Origin of the sequence: Chryseobacterium candidae, assembly GCF_004916905.1 — a bacterium.
In the GTDB taxonomy this organism is placed as follows: domain Bacteria; phylum Bacteroidota; class Bacteroidia; order Flavobacteriales; family Weeksellaceae; genus Chryseobacterium; species Chryseobacterium candidae.
On sequence record NZ_SDLV01000017.1, the window covers coordinates 40911 to 59924 of the forward strand.

Here is a 19014-nt window from a genome sequence, read left to right on the forward strand (position 1 = left end):
TATAGATTATTAAGTTTGGTGTTGCAAAAATGGTCTGCCTTAATCCAGCAGTACTCGTATTCCGAATTTCATATTAAACTGAAGAGGTTTTTCTTTGTAAATGGTATTAGGAGCATTTTCTTCTTTAAAATGATATCCGATTCCCGGTTCTGCATAAATTCCGACCTTATCAATGATTTTCAGCTGAAGGCCTACCGCCGTATTCACAGAAAACTGGAAAGGTTTTGGCTCCAGGCGTTCCTTTGAGGATTCTTTTATCTCATCATTCACAACATACGTTGTTGTAATATTACCTGCTACTGGTTTTTCCACCAGGGCCCCACCTGTAATATATCCTGTAAATTTTCCTTTTTGAATGATATTATAATTAATCTGTACAGGAATTCCTATATAATGAACTGTCTGATTTCCTTTTATATAATTATTACCACTTCCGGAATGCAGTTCAGAAGAAAGTTTGGTATAATTCAGTCCTGTTCCTATTCCCCATCTTTTCCCCCAATTATAGTAAACGGAAAGCCCAAACGTTACCGGTACTTTATGCCTTATTCTCGCTTCTACGTGCTGACTTTGATTGGCCAGTAAAATGGCTTTCAGAGGATCATCATGATATTCAGAAGTAGTCCATACCTGTTCAATATTCATTGCTTTTCCAGTAATTGAAGCATATCCCGGAAACTGCTGTTCTGCAGAATTGGAAGCCATATTGCCTGTAAGCATACCCAGCATCCATGATTTTTTGTCTCTGGATTTTTGGGTATGATGCGCTGTATGTTCGGCGTATACTTCTTTTATTTTCTCCTGCTTAAAAAGCACCTCATCATTTTTGTTTTCTACAACCGGTTCTTTCACTGTATCATCAACAGGAAATGTTTTCTGGGTGATCTTACTTTCCTGCTGAAAAGACTCCGCTACTGTCGGAAACTTGAAGACATCCTGGTTTTTATGATTGCTTCCAGCATGATTTTCTGCTCTATTACGAGCATATCTTTGTGTCAACATTTTCTCCGGAACGGCGTTATTCAATCTATTTTCAGCCAAAAAAACATCTATTTTTGATTGGCCTTCACTGCCTGAAATATTCTCAGTTTCTGTAGTTTTTAAATATTCTTTTTCCTTTTCTCCTTTCACATCTGCCGGTTTCTGAGACAGAGTTTTTCCAGTATCATTCCGGGGCAGTATTTTGATCAGCAAAAACAATAATGCAATGGCCGCTGCAATCCCTCCAACGCGATAAAATATGGATCTGTTTCCCACATTTGTTCCCTTTTCTTTCTTTGTTCCACCTTCGGGAACTTCAGGAATAAATCCGGGAATGCTGTTGTTTTCTTCTCCGGAAAATAATTCATCTTTAATGCCATCCCACAACCCTTCCGGAACGTCCTCTTCATGGTCATCCATTCTGCTTCGCAGATTATTTAGCCATTCGTTATTCATATTGTGCTTTTTTTGACATTTTAAATTCTTTTATTTTCCGGGCAAGCAGCCCTTTCGCTCTGTGAAACTGAGATGCAGATGAATTTTCTGCAATTCCGAGCAGCACGGCAATTTCTTTATGGCTTTTTTTCTCAAATACGAACAGGTTAAAAACAGTTCTGTAGCCATCAGGAAGAGCTCTGATCATCATCATAATATCATCACGGGGGATTTCTTCAAAATCCGGTTCTTCTTCATTAGGAATATCCGGAAGGTCATCTACTTCTACAGCAGATTTAAAGTCTCCTTTCTGTTTAATATGCTTCAGGGATTCATTGACTGTAATACGGGTCATCCAGGCTTTTAAAGAACCATTACCTCTATACTCAAAAGATTCTATCGAACGGAACATTTTGATAAAACTGTTTTGAAGCACATCATGAACATCTTCTTTTTCTGCCACATAACGGGAGCACACATAAGACAGATTTCCGGAATAAGCCCCAAAAAGCTCTTTCCAGGCAGCCTCTTCCTTTTTCAGAAGGTGCTTTACCAAAATCTGTTCTTTACTTTCTTCCATATGATGCAACTGCCTCCGTATCCACCGGGATGTTATAAAACCGTCAAGCAAAAACAGATTGCATCTTTTTAATAAAGCGCAATCCATTGATGATACTAACTATTCATTAATTTTTTATACTGAACGGAAAATTATAATCGATCACTTCATAAGGAGTAACCACTGTTCCGTCTACTGTAATTTTGTCTGCTGTGAGCGCATATCTGAGCGTTCTATCCATCCCTACATAATATCCTTTTTGCTTAGAAACGAATTCCACAACTGTCTTTTTATTCACTCCGTCTACCGGAATCTGAAGCTCCATTGTTTTTGGGGTAAGGGTAAGCTCTATCACATTATTTGCGGTATTGATCACTGCTGCATATTTAATATCATAGTTCACCTTTCCCATTGATTTCATGGCATTTTCTGCTTTTGCAGGATCCTTTACGACTGTTTTTACAATTTCACTTATTGGAAATTCGGCAAAAGAGATCGTATCTTTCTTTACTTTGAATTCTTTTATTCCTTCTCTTTTGGTATTTCCCTGTACAATAATCAGTTTTCCTTTATAGTTCCCTGGTAATTCTTCCATTTTTACAGGTGGAATGTCTGGTCCATCGTTATCATTACAAGAGAATAAGGCCAATCCTGCCAAAACCATTAAAACTGTCATAAAAAATCGGGGTACTGTTAATTTTTTCATTGCATTACATTTTCGTTAAACATTAATTATTTTCGAGTACTCATCTATATAAATCATGTTTTCTGAAAATCTTGCATACTTTTTTATAAAAAAGAGGAAAATTTTTATAACCGATTGATTTTGTGAATGTAAAATTTCATCACTTCATTGCAAATTCTGTACCTGTTGTAAAAATTGAGTTGTATTGATGCCTCAAAACAGCAAAAAGGAAACTACATACCATAGTTTCCTTTATTATTTTTAAGGTATATTTTACTGTACTCCACCGCCAAGTGCCCTGTAAAGATCTACCTCAGCATTTAATTTTTCAAGGGTAACGTTGATGGCTTCCAGATCATTCTGAAGTTTATTGTTCTGGGCGGTAATAACTTCCAGATAGGTTGCCATACCACTTTTATACAGCTTCAGTGCATCATTGATTCCTTTGTTCAGAATGGCTGTTCTCTGTTCTAAAAGCTGCAGTCTTTCTGAAGAACCTTTAGATTTCGCCATAGCATCGGAAACCTCTCCCACGGCAGTCATTACAGATTGCTTAAAACTGATGGCTGCTTTTTCCTGTTCAATCAAAGCTGTTTCGTAAGCTGTTTTCAGTTCTTTTTTCTGAAAAATCGGTGCGGCCAGATTGGCTGCGATTGCTTTGGTAATAGATCCGGGAATATCAAACCAGGAGCTGAACTTATTGGAATTTACTCCTATTTGCGGGCTAAGACTTATACTTGGATACATGGCTGCTTTTGCCAGTCCGGTTTTGGAGTTTAAGCTGATCACGTTGAACTCTGCCATTTTCAGATCTGGTCTTCTGCTCAGCAGCTGTGCCGGTAATCCTTCAGACAATCTGTTTTCAGGAATCATTGTTTTAAGGTTTCCTTCTCTTTCTACTTTTGCCGGATATTCTCCACAAAGAATACTCAACGCATTTTCCTGTATAGAAATATTCTGTTTTGCCAAAGGGATCAGCAGCTCGGCTGTTTTCTTCTGTGCTTCCGATTGCTGAACGGCCAATGAATTAATCTGTCCTGCTTTAAACTGAAGGTTCATCATTGTAAGCGTGTTATTGCTTAACTCAATATTTTGTTCTGCTATTTTCAGTTGTTCGTCCAGACTGATCAGATTATAATAAGCCTGAGCTACCTGAACTACGATTCTGCTTTTGATGGCATTTAAATTTTCTTTTTGCCCAAAATATTCTGCTGCTGCGGATTCTTTCTGCATTTTAGCTTTTCCCCAAATGTCTACTTCCCAGGAAAGCCTCAGTGCAGCACTGAAATCATCTATGTATTTTGTTCCCACAAACTGTTCGTTCAGAGATCCGTTAAGCGTATTGGCAGATGCCCAGCTTCTGTTTGTTCCTGCAGTGAAGTCCAGTGTTGGCATCAGGCCTAATTTAGCCTGTTTATAGATCAGATCCAGCTGTTCTATGTTTTTCAAAGCGACATTTACTTCGTTGTTTCTTGAAAGGGCTTTATCTATTAAGCCAATCAGTTTGGGATCTTTGAAGAACGTTTTCCACGGAAGCACTACAGTATCTCCTGTTACCTGTACAGATTCTTTGTAGGTTCCGGGAATCTGAAGATCTGTTCTTGTATATTTTTTTCCTACGGCACAAGACATCAGCAGTGATGCCATTGCGACTGAAATAAGGAAATTCTTTATATTAAATATTCTCATTGGTCAATTGATTTTCTATCGTATTATACTTCTTTTTGGCAGAGAACTTCTCATCCAGATACTGAAAGAACATGTAGAGTACAGGAATTACAAAAACACCTAAAACCACTCCGCTCAACATTCCCATGGCAGCACTTGTACTGATGGATTTATTTCCTGAAGCCATTCCTCCTGTAGAAATCATCAGCGGAATCATTCCGGCAATAAAAGCTAGTGAAGTCATGATAATGGGACGTAATCTTGCCTTTGCTCCTTCCAATGCAGAATCCAGAATGGAAAGCCCTGCTTTTCGCCTTTGTATGGCAAATTCTACAATCAGGATTGCGTTTTTGGCCAAAAGCCCGATAAGCATGATCAATCCTACCTGTACATAGATATTATTATCCAGCCCGATTGCTTTTATTCCTAAGAATGCTCCTACAATTCCTGTTGGGATGGAAAGCATTACGGCCAGAGGAAGAATATAACTTTCATATTGAGCTGCCAGCAACAGATATACAAAAAGCAAACACAGTCCAAAGATGGCAATCGTCTGATTTCCTGCTGATTTTTCTTCCAGACTCAAGCCTGTCCACTCATAACTGTAGTCAGATGGCAATTTGCTTAAGGTTTGTTCCAGTTTCCCCATCAACTCTCCGTTACTTACTCCGGGTTTTGGTGATACGTTGATATTTAATGAGTTGTAAAGGTTATAACGCTGAACGGATTCCGGACCGTAGACTTTTTTCAAAGTGATTAATGTATTTACCGGTACCATATCTCCTTTTTCATTCTTTACGAAAATATCGTTGAACGCCTGCTCATCCATTCTGAAAACTCCGTCCGCTTTAATATTCACTCTGTAAAACTTCCCGAATCTTGAGAAATTCTGAGACTGATCTCCTGAGAAATAGGTCTGAACGGTTCCCAACAGGTTTGAAATACTTACTCCCAATTGTTTTGCTTTATCTTCATTTACTTCAAGCTCCATCTGAGGATAATCTGCCCTGAACATGGTGTAGGCAAATGCCACTTCCGGAACCTGCATCAGCTGGCCAATCAGTTCATCGGCTTTGGCTTTAAGAACCTGAGGATCTCTTCCCATACGGTCCTGAAGCACTATTTCTGCGTCATTTGTCATTCCGTATCCTTCTACCGGAGGCATTCTGAAAGTCATTACACTTCCTTCTTTAATCACGCCCAATTTTGCAGTTGCCATATCTACCACTTCCTGAATATCCTGAACTTCGCCTCTTTCTTTTTTAGGTTTCAGCTTAACAAATCCCATCGCATACGCGGGTCCAGCACTGTTGCTAAGAAGGTTATATCCTGTAATGGAAGTATTTTCCTGAACGGCATCTACTCCTTTTAAGATTTTATTGATCTTGTTGGAAACTTCTGTCGTTTTGGTCAATGCTGTCCCGGGAGGCATGCTTAAAGTGTACATAAAGAATCCGTCATCTTCCATTGGTACAAAACTTTTAGGGGTGCTTGACATCAGCCAGCCAGCAACACCGATAACGGCTACAATTAATCCTCCTGCAATCCATTTTCTTCCTATTAAGAAACGGACTCCTTTTGCATAACGGTTAGTCATATTATTAAACCCTGCATTGAATGCTACCGCAAATCTTTGCCCGAATCCTTTTGGTTTCTCTCCTTCTCCTGCATGGTTATTTTTCAAAAATACCGCACATAAAGCCGGAGTTAACGTCAATGCATTGACCGCTGAAATGATAATGGCAATTGCTAATGTATAGGCAAACTGCTTATAGAATAACCCTGCTGAACCTGACATAAATCCGATTGGAATAAATACTGCCGACATCACCAATGTGATTGAAATAACCGCTCCTGTAATCTCACTCATCGCCTTGTGAGTAGCCTCTCTACCTGAAAGGTCTGTCCCTTCCATATTACTGTGGACAGCTTCTACCACTACAATAGCATCATCCACCACAATACCGATGGCCAGCACAAGGGCAAAAAGCGTCAAGACATTAATGGTGAATCCTAAGACCAGAAGGAAGAAGAAAGTACCGATAATCGCCACCGGAACTGCCACTGCAGGAATAATGGTAGATCTGAAATCCTGCAGGAAGATAAACACGACTATAAATACAAGAATAAATGCTTCTATCAAAGTAGATTTCACCTGTCCTGTAGCCTCATCCAATCTTTCTTTGGTACTCATAACCTTTGTGTATTTGATACCCGGAGGGAATGATTTTGATAACTGGTCAAGGGCTTTGTTTACGCCTATCTCAATCTGATTGGCATTGGATCCTGTAGTCTGCATGATCGCAACAGTAACCGCATTTTTCCCATTGGAAAGGTTATCTCCCGTATTTGAAATGGCTCCGAATTCCACACGGGCAACATCTTTAAGCCTGATGACCTGGCTTCCGGTATTTTTAACAATAATATTTTCATATTGTTCCGGCTTGTTCTTTTTTCCTTTATAGCGGATTACATATTCTAAGGCTGCATCAGATTCTTCTCCCAGTTTACCCGGAGCGGATTCCAAACTGTGGTCTGCAATCGCTCTGGAAACATCTGCCGGTTCAAGCCCGTACGATGACATTTTCTGAGGATTAAGCCATATTCTCATGGAATAATCTTTAATCCCGAATACCATGGCCTGTCCTACTCCCTTTACCCTTTTTACCTGTGGAATAAGGTTGATATTCGCATAGTTCTGAAGGAAAGTTTCATCGTATTGCTTATTATCTTCAGTATAAATATTGAAAATCAGCACCATACTGTTCTGCTGCTTGGAGGTGGTCAATCCCATCCTCACTACCTCCTGAGGAAGTATCGGGGTAGCCTGCTGTACTCTGTTTTGTACGTTTACCGCTGCCTGATCGGCATTCACTCCCTGTTTGAATATAATGGAGATGGAAAATGTACCATCATTACTTGCTGTGGATTTCATGTATTCCATGTCTTCCACTCCATTGATCTGCTCTTCCAGCGGAGTTACCACGGAACGGATCACGGTTTCACTGTTTCCTCCGGGATACGATCCTGAAACGGTGATGGTAGGCGGAGAAATGTCCGGAAATCTGGTTACCGCCAGCTGGTTTAATCCTATAATCCCTAAAATAACAATAATAAGGGATATTACCGTCGCCAGTACAGGACGGTCTATGATCTTTTTTAACATTTTTGAATTTTCTAAGAATGGTTATACAACTATTTCAAAGGGACGGTATGTGCCACCACCTGTGCTCCGTCTATAAGAGCATCAATTCTGTTAATGGCAATCTTATCTCCTGCATTCACTCCTTCTTTGATAAAATAATCCTGCGATGTACTTCCTGAAACGGTAATCTGAGTCATTTTCACTTTATCCTTACCATTCAGTTTATAGACAAAGAATCTGTCCTGAATATCTTTCACGGATGTTTTCGGAAGTTTAACCACACCATTTAAGACATTGTGAATCATCACTCTGGCTGTTCCTCCGGCTCTTAATAGTTTATCCGGATTTTGAAAAACGGCTTTCATCTGAATACTTCCGGTATTTCTGTCGAAGTTTCCGCTGGCATGTTCAAGTTTTCCTTTAAGAGAATAGGTGGAACCGTCTGCCAGAATAAGCTCTACATTTTCTGCTGTATTTCCTGATGCCGATGCTCTGCTGTGGGCAATAAAATCAGCTTCATTCATTGAGAAATACACATTCACGCTGTTTATGCTTGAAAGTGTTGTCAAAGGAGAAGCATCAGACGGACTGATGAGGTTTCCTACTCTGTTTGGAATCCTTCCTATGTACCCACTCACCGGTGCTTTGATGTAGGTAAAACTGGCATTGATTTTTGATGACCCCAATGATGACTGTGCCTGTGCTACCTGCGCTGATGCTGCTTTATAATTTGCCTGTGCGGTTTTCAGCTGCATCTCGGAAACTACTTTTCCTTCTACCAGAGGTTTCAGTTTTTCTACTTCAAGTTTTGCTGTTTCCTGTGCAGCCAACGCTGATTTCAAGGCTGCTTCGTTGGTATTTACCTGCTCATTGTATACGGATGGGCTTATTCTGAAAAGGGTCTGTCCTTTGCTCACATACTGTCCTTCTTTGATATATACTGCTTCCAGATAACCAGTCACCTGCGCTTTAATATCCACATTGTCCTGCCCTTCTATGCTTCCTGGATATCCTGTAGACACGTCTGCATCTCCGGCCTTCACCTGGATAAAATCTGTGGGCAATGCCTGCTGCATCTGCTGGGCATTTTCCTGGCCGTTCCCGGAACCGCATGAGTACAATATCGCTGCTGCAGTAAGAGAAAGTACCAGATATCCTTTTCTGTAATTCATAACATTGGTTTTTAAATTTTACAGGAGCAAAATAACTTCATCTTATGGTGATATTCATTCAGAAGTTGGGTGAAGTGTCATTAATCGCAGGTGAAACGTATGATAGGAAAAATGAAAGGAAAGAAGCTATTTTCCTTTATAATTATGATAAAAAAGAGATTTTCATGTGGAAATAAGAGTGAAATTATTAAGGATAAACTAATGGATTTCACAAGTAAAACGAAAAAGAGGGTGTCTCAAAAGTGTCATTCTGAACACAGACTGAAAGTCTGCGAACGAAGTTCATAAATGTAGTGAAGAATCTCATGTATTTGGATATTAATGAGATTCTTCCTTCGTCAGAATGACATAGGTCAAATTATTTGACTTTTGAGACAGTCTTGTCTGTATTTTTATGAAATTAATAATCCATCCAGGATTTGAAAATGGAAGCTTTTTCTCTGCTTACAATGACTTCCATCTCAGGGTGTTTCCTCAGCTCCAGTTTTAATTTTCCATTAAAATGATTAAAAATCTGCTTTACGGAATTGATATGAATAATAAATTGTCTGTTGGCGCGGAAAAAGAATTTAGGATCCAACTGTTTTTCAAGTTCTTCAAGGGTTTGCGGAACATTCTCAACGACTCCGGTATTCAGCATGGCTTTGCTGATTCCCAATTCGGTATAGAAGTATAGGATGTCTTCCGCCAAAACGGTTTTATATCCGTCTCTATGGGCAATCAGAAAACGTTTTCTGTAGTCTTTAGGCTGGATATAATTAAGAAGTCCCTCAATAGCTGTTCCTACTACCGGAACGGCTTCCATAAAGGTCTCGTAGCGTTTTAAAGCAGCATCCAGTTCTTCTTCCTCGATAGGTTTCAGAAGGTAATCTACACTGTTGTATTTGAATGCCTGTACTGCATATTCATCATAGGCTGTGGTGAATATGACTGCACTTTTAACTTCATGCTTATTAAATATTTCAAAGCTGAGGCCATCGGCAAGGCGTACATCCATCATGATCACGTCGGGAACGACATTATTTTCCAGCCAGTGTACTGCTGAGGTTATTGAATCTTCCACGGACAGGATTTCAATATGGGGTCTTAACTTCAACAACAGTCTTTTTAATCTGTCTGCATTGGGTCTTTCGTCTTCAACGATTAAAACTTTATTAATCTTCATATCAATGGGAGTTTTACAATAAATTTATCTTCAGTTTTTTCTATCACAGGTTTAGGATATCCTAAGATTTCGTACCGTGCAATGATATTGGTAAGCCCTACTCCTGAGGAATCCGGCTTATTGATCAAAGGCAGAAATGTATTAGAGACTACCAGCTCTCCTTCAGGGTTTGTATAAACGTGAATTTCCAGAGGGTTTACTTTGGATGTCTGATTATGCTTAATAGCATTTTCAACAAGCAACTGTAAAGACAGCGGAAGGGTAAATCTGGATCTGTACTCTTCCTGAATATCTATTTTGAATATAACGCCTTCACCTATTCTTTTTTCAATCAGAAAGATGTAGGATTCTAAAAACTTCAATTCCTCTTCTACTGCGATTATGTCTTTTTTGGAATTAACCAGCAGGTACCGGTATACTCTCGCAAATTTCTCGGAATAATCGTAACCTAACTGTTGATCTTCCAGAATAAGCTCAGAAAGAACACTTAAGTTATTGAAAATAAAATGGGGATCTATCTGAAGCTTAAGAGCCTGAAGCTCTGCTGCCATGGCTGCCTGTTTATGTTTGGAAGCTCTCAGTTTGTGCTGGGCAGCTTCTACTGCTGTTTTTTTCCAGTTTTCCAATAAATAATCCACGGTATTAAACGCACTGATAATCAATGATATGACAATATTAGTTGCAATCCATTGTCCCAGAAGTGTATATTCTTTGCGGGTATCCATCTCAGGTAACGTGACTGAAGTACCGTCTACGATTGCATTAATAATAATCACAATCAAAACACTTCCCACGATCTGAAGCAAACATTGGATGAACAATCGCTTTATGGTCCTGTTTCTCCAGGGAAGCCACTTATTGAGTGTTCTGTCTATAAATATACTTACCTCCGAAATAATGATTGAAAAAAAGATAATCCATGTAGCATCTTCCAGAATCATCTTTAGCGGAGCATCCAGATAGCCTTTCCAAACGGGATCAAAGGGATCGATAAGGTAAGAGAAAACACAGAAGGTAACCACTGCAACCGCCCAGATCACCAGCCTTCTTTTCATGGTGGAAAGAATCTTCTTATTCCGTACTATATTTTTTCTGATGGTAGAAATCCTATTCATATCCGGGACTTTATGAATGTAAATATAGAAATAGATTTTCTATGAGTATCTTCTATTTTAGACGAGACCGCCAAAACGATACCTGAAACGTAAAATAGCAGCGTTAAAATGAATGTGACGGTTCATCACCTGAAAAAGACATTTCATCATCATTTTATGCAACATCACCCTATTTTTATAGTAAGGTAATGACGGTCTATCATAGTTTTGTGGTATTAAATCCGGTACAATGAAAACAATAATTGTCTGCACAGATTTTTCCCAGGAAGCTGAAAACGCCACTCATTATGCTTCTTCTATGGCTAAAGAAAATACATACAGGATTGTGCTTTTCAATCTTCAAACTGTTTCCATCCATGCTCTGAACGCACAGGTTTCAGCTGATTTTTTCTACGCTCAAACGCTTAAAAATCAGAAAAAAATAGAGGATAAGGCCGCGGAGCTTAAAAGATTATATGCTGTTGAAACCCAATATCATCTGGCTTCCGGTAATTTTATTGAAGAGCTTGAAAAATGTATACAGCTATGCGGATGTGATTTTGTCGTGATGGGAATGGCGGAGAAAACTTTGGAACAAAAGCTTTTAGGAAACCGTGTAACGAAGGCAATTCACAGAATTAAAAAACCAATACTCATTGTTCCTGCGCACATAGAATACACAGGGATCAGAAAAATTCTTTTTGCATATGATACGCACAAAAGTATGACCTGGTCTTCTATGAATGACATTTATTATTTCATTAATGATTTTAATGCTGAAGTTGAGGTTTTCAATGTAAGTGAAAGTTTAGAAGATTTTACTGAGGTTATTCATGATATCGACCTGAATTCCGGGTATGATCTGGATGATATTAAATACAGCTTTAAAATGATTCAATCTATCGAAGTGATTAAGGCGATTGAAGAGGAAATAAGACTGAGCAGCCCAGACCTTTTAACCATGATTCCTTATCAATACAATTTTGTAGAATCTCTTTTCCATAGAAGCAAAACAGCCATCATGGCCTATAAGAATAAAATACCATTACTATCAATTCCCTTAAACATAGATTAAGAATCAATAAAAATCTGTTCACATTTGAATTATCCTTTTGCCTGTAAAGGCTAAATTTTACACTTAATCTTGTTTAGCAGGACCGGAAATTAACTTTCCGGTCTTTTTTTAAGCAAAATATCATAAGACTTATTTATGATGACCGATACAATGGGAATATTTTATAAAAATAAACCAGTACATACTATCCCCCTGAATATCAAAAAGTCGTAAATTTAGTAAAGGATAAAAAACAGTGTTTTCCCTCTTTTTTATAGTTGTGCCGTTAGCTAATTTTGTTCAATAAATTAAACACCATAAAAATGAAAACTTACTTTTTTACTAAGATTTTAACTCCCTTGTGTGCAGCGCTTACTCTGGCTTTTTGCCTGCTAAGCTGTACCGGTTGCTCCGAACCACCTAAAGAACCCGTTAGCAATAGTTATAAAAAGAAACTGATCAGCTATCGTGAAGGCCGGGTTCTTTTTGATGAATATACCAGAACCAATCATGAAATTCTCATGAAGTACAGAAACGGCGAACCCGATTCACGATGGTACTGGTTCTCGCTGGAAGATATGGAAGGATATATTAAATACGTAAAAGAAAATGCCAGAAAACAAAAATTAAAAAATCCAGGAATCAGAATTTATATGGGGAAATACCCGATGAATCATCCTAAAAACAGAATGGCAAAACCCGAATATGCAGGCTATCAGACTATATTTTTAGTTCCTACGACCCAAAAAAGAGAAAGGGAGAAAGCGATGTCCAGGTCAGCTGCCACCGAAGAAAATACAGATGTATCTTCTATAGAATCTATGAACATGACCAATCTGGCGCCGCCGCCAAAAACATTGTCAGGAACAATGCCATAAAAATACAAAATTATGAACTGGAATATTGAAACAGGGAAACAGATATCGATCGTCATATCCATTGTCGTGATGATTCTAATGATTATAAAATATAGAAAAACCGGAAAGGAGAATTTATTTTTTATCATAGGATATATGTTGTTTTCCCTGATTGATGTTTCCTGTTACTTCTATTTCAGGCTGACCAATCTGCCTACGGATATATTTTATGTAATTGGCTTTTTAATGATCGTATTCTTTCTATACTTATTTTATTATTACCAATTACTGTATGTTCCGATACTCAAAAAGATACAGGCCATCATTCTGTTTCTTTTTTTTCTCAATATTGTGGTTATGTTTTACACAGAAGATGATCTGCTTCATCATTTTTCTTTTACTATGCTGTATGTAGATATTCTTCTGTTACTATTTTCAATTATTTTGTTTCTGTACCAAACTTTTAACTCCGATAAAATACTAGAAATTAAAAACTATTTACCATTCTGGATATCAGTAGCTTTACTACTATTTTTCATTGGAAGTATTCCGATATTTTTTTTCAGAACTACTGTTTCGGAGACTATTTATTTCTTTATTTTATTTATGCTGAATCTGATCAGTAATGGGATACTCATATTAGGTTTAATCTGGAACAAACAGGAAAGAATAAGATAAATCCTTTTCAAATGGAAGAGAATAATCTGGTCATCATCTTTACGGTTACTTTATTTATCATCGTTTTAACAATGATCTTCATTTATGCGGTCTTTATCAAGAAAAAAACAACGCTGCTGATTGAACAAAAAGAAAAAGACCTACGGTTTGAAAAGGAACTGGCCACTTCACAGGTAGAAATGAAAGAACAGACTCTTAATTATATCGGCCAGGAATTGCATGATGATCTGGGTCAGAAGCTTTCCGTAGTTCGTTTGCGCCAAAACCAGCTGATTACCAAGCTCCGGAATTCAGAAAAAGAAGACCTCATCGAGCTGAATGAATTATTGGGAGAATGTATACAGGACATAAGAAACCTGTCTAAAACATTAATCACTGAACAGATCATTCATTTCGGACTGGCAGAATCCATTGAAAGAGAGGTTCAGAGGATTAAAAAACTGAATTTATTACAAATAGAATTCATCACTCAAAAACAGGATATTGATATTTCTCCAAAACATGGCCTGATCCTCTTCAGGATTATCCAGGAAAGCATCAACAATGTGCTGAAACATTCCAGAGCTAAAAATGTTTCCATACAAATGGAGGATGACTGTGAAAAATTACACATCAGTATCTCCGACAACGGAAGAGGCTTTGATACCAACAGCATTCAGGATGGCTCAGGATTAAAAAACATGGAGCTGAGAGCCAAACTGATTCATGCTGAACTGTCTATACAATCAGAACTGAATAAAGGAACACAAACCTTGATAACCTATCATAAAAATTTATTATGAAAACTATTCCCATAGCGATCGTTGATGATCATACTTTAATCTCCAAAGCACTGGAGAATATGATCACAGAAAATACTCAATATCGGGTCATTATGAATCATCCCAATGGAGAAGAATTTATTGCAGATGTGGAAAAGGCTTCTGAATTACCAGCTGTGGTACTGATGGATGTTAATATGCCTTATAAAAATGGTATAGAAACTACAGAATGGCTTACAGAACATTACCCTGATATTAAAGTCATTGCCCTGACAATGGATGATGATGAAAGAATACTGATTAAAATGTTAAAGGCAGGCGCTAAAGGCTATCTGCTGAAAGACATGCAGCCCTCCATTCTTTTCCAGGCTATTGATACGGTATTTGAAAAAGGCAGCTTTTATACTGATTTTGTGGCTCAAAAGTTATTGAAAGTAAAAACAGAAGAAGCTAAAAATGCCTCTTTACTTTCCGAGCTGAAAGACAGGGAGAAAGAATTTATCAAATGGGCCTGCAGTGAACTCACTTACAAAGAAATAGCTGACAAAATGTGCCTCAGCCCAAAAACAATTGACGGCTACAGAGACTCGGTTTTTGTAAAGCTGGATATAAAAAACAGAGCAGGTCTGGTACTTTTTGCTTTGAAACATGATCTGTGCTAACTTAATTTTTAATCTTATTTATTACCAGAAAAATAAACATCTTTACATTCTATTTACCTATCCGGCAGCTTTTCAAGCTGCCGGATTTTCATTACATAACTCACTCATATGCAAACAAAAAAGGTGTTTTTCCTTTTTCAAAATACAGTTTTTCCCTCTGTTTTTGTCTTTCAGAATGACGGAATTTTGTCATAGAAAAAAACACAGAAAGGCAGCACCCGAAAAGCCGGAACAGAGTAGGGAATATTTTTAAAACTAATACAATGAAAAAAGCACTTATTGTAGGAATTAATGATTATGCACCCATAGGATACGGAGGTCCGGACCTTAATGGCTGTGTAAATGATGCGCGAGATATGGCAAATACGTTGGTGATCTGTGGTTTTAGTCCCGCGAAGATTAAAATCCTGACCAATCAAAATGCAACAAGAGCGAATATATTGAACTATCTGAAATCCATGATCAGCACAAGTGTAAAAGGAGATTCTCTGGTTTTTTATTATTCAGGACACGGAACCAGAGTGGCCAATATCGGATCTGATCTTGAACTGGATGGTCTGGACGAAGCGGTCTGTCCGCACGATTATGCCAGTAGTGGAGTTATTCGTGATGATGATTTTAAAGCAGTTCTCAGCAAGCTAAAAGCAGGGGTGAATATGGAGGTTATCTTTGATTGCTGTTACTCCGGAACAGGAACCCGAAAAATAGATCTGGGGCTGGAAGCAGATTTTCTCAACGAAACCGCCCGTTACATTCCTCCTATGCTTGAGGATGAATTTTATATGACTTACGCCAGTGAAATGGAAGTTTCTAAAAGTTCAAAAAAATCAACTGTGCTTACTAAGGCTCTCGTTCCTGTTGCCGGAATGAATCATACATTATGGGCTGCAGCGAAAGACAACCAGGTATCAATGGAAGGCAATATGAGCGGACAAATACGAGGGTATTTCACCTATCATTTCTGTAAAATATTGCGTGCTACCAATGGAAACATCGTCCGAAAAACGCTTGATAAACAAGTTGCTATGGCACTGGCTGCTATGGGAGCAGCCCAGATCAACCAGACAGAAAGCATCACTGCAGAATTTTCACAAAAAATATTCACTTAACCAATAACCATTACCGGCGGAATCCGAAAAGCCATCAAAAGAGTAGGAATATACCAGATTAAAAATAATAATCATGTCAAAAATTGAAAACAACAACCCAATGACCGCTGAAGAAGTGTCAAGACTCCGAAATGTTAAAGCAAAATCGGCAGAAAAACCTGAAACAGTTGAAAAACTATTTAAGCTGGCTCCCGCTATGGAAACCATTAACGGAAGAACTTTTCCTAAAGGGATGAAAACAATAGGAATGCCTATGGACGAAAAAACAGCAGAAAACCGAGCACTGGAAACGGATCACTTCTACCCTAACCATGCTGATTTTGAGTACAATCCAAAGCTTGAACCGAAAAGAGACCGTAAACCCAAATTCATTGAAAGGGATTCTTTCCTTACTCCAGAGAATGCAAGAACTATTTTCGGAGCAGATCAAAGAAAAGTATATAATTCTACTGCTTATCCATGGAGATGTGTTGGCAGAGTAGAAAGCTCTCTCGGTTCAGGAAGCGGCGTGATGATTGGCCCAAGACACCTTCTTACGTGTTCTCATATCGTTGACTGGCAGCCTAATAATACAACAGGATGGCTGAAATTCACTCCGATGTATTACAACGGAAGTGCTCCTTACGGAACTGCCTGGGGTACCTTAACGTACTACAAATATAAAGTTGCCGGACCTTCTATTGACTCTACAGAAATACAATATGATTATGTAGTGATTGTATTGGACAGACCTATCGGAAACAGCACAGGATGGCTCGGTTCAAAATCCTATTCCGATTCATGGGACGGAGGCGCCTACTGGACCCACGCAGGCTATCCGGGAGACCTTACAGGAACGCAACGACCAACCTACCAGACTGGTATTGCCCTGGATGGAGATTTCTGGAGTGCCGATGACAACGAAAGCATGAGCCATAAAGCTGATATATGGCCCGGACAAAGCGGAGGCCCTTTCTGGGGATATTGGGACGGCTCTCCGTATGCTGTAGCGACTCAAAGCGCGCATAATCCAAGCGATAATTTTGCAAGTGGCGGCTCAGATTTAGTCAATCTGGTCATCAGAGCGAGAAATGAACATCCTTAATCCAGTTTTTTAGCCTCAATAACCCCGGCCGCCTTTGAAGGCGGCCGGGATTATTATTTATCACTGAAGAAATTTTCTGTACATAATGCTCATCAGTATAATTTTTCATGAGATAAATATTGACAATAATGGACAAAGGAAAATTGCAAACGTTCAATGGATTGATTGCTCCTGAAAAAAGTTACATTTATTTTTCATTATCTATATGGCTTTAAGTAACAAATAAAAATGATGTAAATCTACTATTTGTTTTGTTTACCCGAAATTCTAATTTTGTTTCCATAATAATCTTTAAAATAAAGAACAATTATAATACACAAATGATAAAAATAATGATTTTACTTAGGAGAGCTTTTTGTACTCTTTATACGTATAATCAGGTGGGTATTGTTTTAGCGTCACTTGATTCTTCCAGCATCCTTATAGTGCTTCCTGCTCATGTGCAAGAACAATAAAACCTATTTCTGTTAAATCCAATAACAAATACTCAAATTAATAAGGATACCCAATCCAGCCAAAGTATTAATAATATATGATAATGGAATAACTTATTTCCAAGTGAATGAGTGTATATAATTTGAATAAAAATTCTTTCCTGTTTTTTATGTCATAAATCAAAGCTTTATGAAAAAGAATAATTAAAATACTATGAAAAAAATATTATCGATAGCAACAATACTTTCAGTCTATAGCAGCTTGCTAGGACAAGTGGGAATTAATACAACAAATCCTCAAGGAACTTTTCACGTAGATGGAGCAAAAGACAATCCTTCTTCAGGACTCCCTATACCTACACAACAGTCAAATGATTTTATAGTGACCTCTGAAGGAGTCGTTGGAATAGGAACTGTTCAGCCTTCGGCCTCATCAGTTTTGGACATTACTGCACCAGATAAAGGAGTACTTTTGCCAAGAGTTGCTTTAACAAGTGCTACAGATACAACAACAATAGCATCACCCGCTAATGGGCTTTTGGTATACAATACGGGCGCAGCCGGACTTTCTTACATTGGATATGTATTTTGGAATGGCTCTGAGTGGAGATCTTTCCAAAACTCTACCCTTGTTTCCCCTTTATTATCACAAATTAACTGTGGATCAGCATCTCTTAATCCTCCAACTTATACTTCAGGTGTGCCATATACAGGAACTCTGGCCATTCCATATTCTGATGGAAACGGTGGAAATTACGCAGGAGGAACAACCACTACGATGAACGGTTTGCTTTTTAAATTAAATCCAGGAACATTGGCCATAGGTAATGGTTATCTTTATTTTTCGGTGACAGGAACTCCGACGGTAAGTTCACCCTCAGAAAGTAACATCGAAATTAATTCCACTTTAATCCCATTTTACACAGGACTACCATGTACTACGTCTAATATTGGCGCTGGAACAGTTACACCTTCTGGAAGCACAACCTCTGCAGGATATAATATTGACGGAACAACTCCTACTGCTTCTGTAACCTGTTTTGATGGGGGAAATTTCTGCGTAAGATACAACGGAACCACGGCAAGTCAAAAACTTGAAGTTAAACAAAAATATGGTGCCAATCAAGTCATGATATCTTATTCATATTGGGGAGTAGGTTCAGGAAGCGGCAACAGTGGAACATACTCTATCAAAAATACAAACCTATTACAAGATACATGGAGCGTAATGTATGATTTTGGTGGCACTAATAATACTGAAGGAGCTGTAATTACAACTGTACTTGTAGATAAAACAACAGGCAATCTAAGATCTTTCACTACAGAAGCTGACATTGTTGTAAGTTCCGAAATTGGCATCAGCGGCGGGAAAAACAAGCTTTTTTTAAGATTAACAAAAAATTAATTTTCAATCTGTTTAAATTTGACACTATTCCGAAAAGTGTGTAAGTTAAAAAGTTAAGGCTTGGAT

General features: G+C 38.3%; 17 protein-coding genes. 9 read left to right on the top strand and 8 right to left on the bottom strand.

Annotation, left to right across the window (positions count from 1 at the left end; all coding sequences use genetic code 11):
• Window positions 1-39 precede the first annotated feature (39 nt).
• From EK417_RS09430 to EK417_RS09455, 6 genes are all read right to left on the bottom strand, one after another.
• Window positions 40-1437 (bottom strand): porin family protein, encoded by a 1398-nt coding sequence (locus tag EK417_RS09430; protein ID WP_136522036.1) that lies wholly within the window; start codon window positions 1435-1437, stop codon window positions 40-42.
• Window positions 1430-1996: an RNA polymerase sigma factor gene (locus EK417_RS09435; protein ID WP_110368450.1), complete on the bottom strand. Its 567-nt coding sequence runs from the start codon at window positions 1994-1996 to the stop codon at window positions 1430-1432. The genes EK417_RS09430 and EK417_RS09435 overlap by 8 nt, the downstream gene beginning before the upstream one ends.
• 106 nt (window positions 1997-2102) lie before the next feature.
• On the bottom strand, window positions 2103-2681 hold the full coding sequence (locus EK417_RS09440; RefSeq protein ID WP_136522037.1) for a DUF4840 domain-containing protein: 579 nt from the start codon (window positions 2679-2681) through the stop codon (window positions 2103-2105).
• Between the two features lie 252 nt (window positions 2682-2933).
• Window positions 2934-4349: an efflux transporter outer membrane subunit gene (locus EK417_RS09445; protein WP_136522038.1), complete on the bottom strand. Its 1416-nt coding sequence runs from the start codon at window positions 4347-4349 to the stop codon at window positions 2934-2936.
• Window positions 4336-7494 carry an efflux RND transporter permease subunit gene (locus EK417_RS09450; protein ID WP_136522039.1) on the bottom strand — a complete coding sequence of 1053 codons (3159 nt, stop codon included), beginning with the start codon at window positions 7492-7494 and terminating at the stop codon, window positions 4336-4338. The genes EK417_RS09445 and EK417_RS09450 overlap by 14 nt, the downstream gene beginning before the upstream one ends.
• Window positions 7495-7523: 29 nt before the next feature.
• A complete protein-coding gene (locus tag EK417_RS09455) occupies window positions 7524-8645 on the bottom strand; it encodes an efflux RND transporter periplasmic adaptor subunit (protein WP_136522040.1) in 1122 nt (373 codons plus the stop codon).
• 44 nt (window positions 8646-8689) lie between these two features.
• Here EK417_RS09455 and EK417_RS21540 point away from each other — a divergent pair, with 44 nt between their 5' ends.
• The gene (locus EK417_RS21540; protein ID WP_262484559.1) at window positions 8690-8821 is read left to right on the top strand and encodes a hypothetical protein; all 132 of its coding nucleotides are present in this window, start codon (window positions 8690-8692) and stop codon (window positions 8819-8821) included.
• A gap of 224 nt (window positions 8822-9045) precedes the next feature.
• Here EK417_RS21540 and EK417_RS09460 read toward each other — a convergent pair whose 3' ends face one another.
• Window positions 9046-9810 carry a LytR/AlgR family response regulator transcription factor gene (locus EK417_RS09460; protein WP_136522041.1) on the bottom strand — a complete coding sequence of 255 codons (765 nt, stop codon included), beginning with the start codon at window positions 9808-9810 and terminating at the stop codon, window positions 9046-9048.
• Entirely contained in the window at window positions 9807-10925 is a 1119-nt protein-coding gene (locus EK417_RS09465) for a sensor histidine kinase (RefSeq protein ID WP_136522042.1), read from the bottom strand. Before EK417_RS09465 ends, EK417_RS09460 begins: the two co-directional genes overlap by 4 nt.
• 229 nt (window positions 10926-11154) lie before the next feature.
• On the opposite strand from EK417_RS09465, the gene EK417_RS09470 reads away from it, so the two are divergent.
• The 8 genes from EK417_RS09470 (at window position 11155) to EK417_RS09505 (ending at window position 18948) form a co-directional block, all read left to right on the top strand.
• The gene (locus tag EK417_RS09470; RefSeq protein WP_136522043.1) at window positions 11155-11979 is read left to right on the top strand and encodes a universal stress protein; all 825 of its coding nucleotides are present in this window, start codon (window positions 11155-11157) and stop codon (window positions 11977-11979) included.
• A 302-nt stretch (window positions 11980-12281) separates the two neighbouring features.
• The gene (locus EK417_RS09475; RefSeq protein WP_136522044.1) at window positions 12282-12836 is read left to right on the top strand and encodes a hypothetical protein; all 555 of its coding nucleotides are present in this window, start codon (window positions 12282-12284) and stop codon (window positions 12834-12836) included.
• 12 nt (window positions 12837-12848) lie between these two features.
• Window positions 12849-13493 carry a hypothetical protein gene (locus EK417_RS09480; RefSeq protein WP_136522045.1) on the top strand — a complete coding sequence of 215 codons (645 nt, stop codon included), beginning with the start codon at window positions 12849-12851 and terminating at the stop codon, window positions 13491-13493.
• An 11-nt stretch (window positions 13494-13504) separates the two neighbouring features.
• Window positions 13505-14275, top strand: a complete 771-nt coding sequence (locus EK417_RS09485) for a sensor histidine kinase (protein WP_110368443.1) — start codon at window positions 13505-13507, stop codon at window positions 14273-14275.
• Window positions 14272-14916, top strand: coding sequence for a response regulator transcription factor (locus EK417_RS09490; RefSeq protein ID WP_076595095.1), 645 nt, complete (start codon window positions 14272-14274; stop codon window positions 14914-14916). Before EK417_RS09485 ends, EK417_RS09490 begins: the two co-directional genes overlap by 4 nt.
• 263 nt (window positions 14917-15179) lie before the next feature.
• Window positions 15180-16025: a caspase family protein gene (locus tag EK417_RS09495; protein WP_136522046.1), complete on the top strand. Its 846-nt coding sequence runs from the start codon at window positions 15180-15182 to the stop codon at window positions 16023-16025.
• Between the two features lie 73 nt (window positions 16026-16098).
• Complete coding sequence (locus EK417_RS09500) at window positions 16099-17109, top strand: trypsin-like serine peptidase (protein WP_076595097.1); 1011 nt, start codon at window positions 16099-16101, stop codon at window positions 17107-17109.
• A gap of 648 nt (window positions 17110-17757) precedes the next feature.
• Entirely contained in the window at window positions 17758-18948 is a 1191-nt protein-coding gene (locus tag EK417_RS09505; protein WP_136522047.1) for a phage tail-like protein, read from the top strand.
• The last annotated feature ends 66 nt before the right edge of the window (window positions 18949-19014 follow it).

Coding starts and splice junctions, on each gene's coding strand:
- EK417_RS09475 (WP_136522044.1), top strand. CDS start 12,282: ATGAAAACTTACTTTTTTACTAAGATTTTAACTCCCTTGTGTGCAGCG.
- EK417_RS09480 (WP_136522045.1), top strand. CDS start 12,849: ATGAACTGGAATATTGAAACAGGGAAACAGATATCGATCGTCATATCC.
- EK417_RS09455 (WP_136522040.1), bottom strand. CDS start 8,645: ATGAATTACAGAAAAGGATATCTGGTACTTTCTCTTACTGCAGCAGCG.
- EK417_RS09430 (WP_136522036.1), bottom strand. CDS start 1,437: ATGAATAACGAATGGCTAAATAATCTGCGAAGCAGAATGGATGACCAT.
- EK417_RS09450 (WP_136522039.1), bottom strand. CDS start 7,494: ATGTTAAAAAAGATCATAGACCGTCCTGTACTGGCGACGGTAATATCC.
- EK417_RS09460 (WP_136522041.1), bottom strand. CDS start 9,810: ATGAAGATTAATAAAGTTTTAATCGTTGAAGACGAAAGACCCAATGCA.
- EK417_RS09445 (WP_136522038.1), bottom strand. CDS start 4,349: ATGAGAATATTTAATATAAAGAATTTCCTTATTTCAGTCGCAATGGCA.
- EK417_RS09435 (WP_110368450.1), bottom strand. CDS start 1,996: ATGGAAGAAAGTAAAGAACAGATTTTGGTAAAGCACCTTCTGAAAAAG.
- EK417_RS09470 (WP_136522043.1), top strand. CDS start 11,155: ATGAAAACAATAATTGTCTGCACAGATTTTTCCCAGGAAGCTGAAAAC.
- EK417_RS09465 (WP_136522042.1), bottom strand. CDS start 10,925: ATGAATAGGATTTCTACCATCAGAAAAAATATAGTACGGAATAAGAAG.
- EK417_RS09485 (WP_110368443.1), top strand. CDS start 13,505: ATGGAAGAGAATAATCTGGTCATCATCTTTACGGTTACTTTATTTATC.
- EK417_RS09505 (WP_136522047.1), top strand. CDS start 17,758: ATGAAAAAAATATTATCGATAGCAACAATACTTTCAGTCTATAGCAGC.
- EK417_RS21540 (WP_262484559.1), top strand. CDS start 8,690: ATGGTGATATTCATTCAGAAGTTGGGTGAAGTGTCATTAATCGCAGGT.
- EK417_RS09490 (WP_076595095.1), top strand. CDS start 14,272: ATGAAAACTATTCCCATAGCGATCGTTGATGATCATACTTTAATCTCC.
- EK417_RS09500 (WP_076595097.1), top strand. CDS start 16,099: ATGTCAAAAATTGAAAACAACAACCCAATGACCGCTGAAGAAGTGTCA.
- EK417_RS09495 (WP_136522046.1), top strand. CDS start 15,180: ATGAAAAAAGCACTTATTGTAGGAATTAATGATTATGCACCCATAGGA.
- EK417_RS09440 (WP_136522037.1), bottom strand. CDS start 2,681: ATGAAAAAATTAACAGTACCCCGATTTTTTATGACAGTTTTAATGGTT.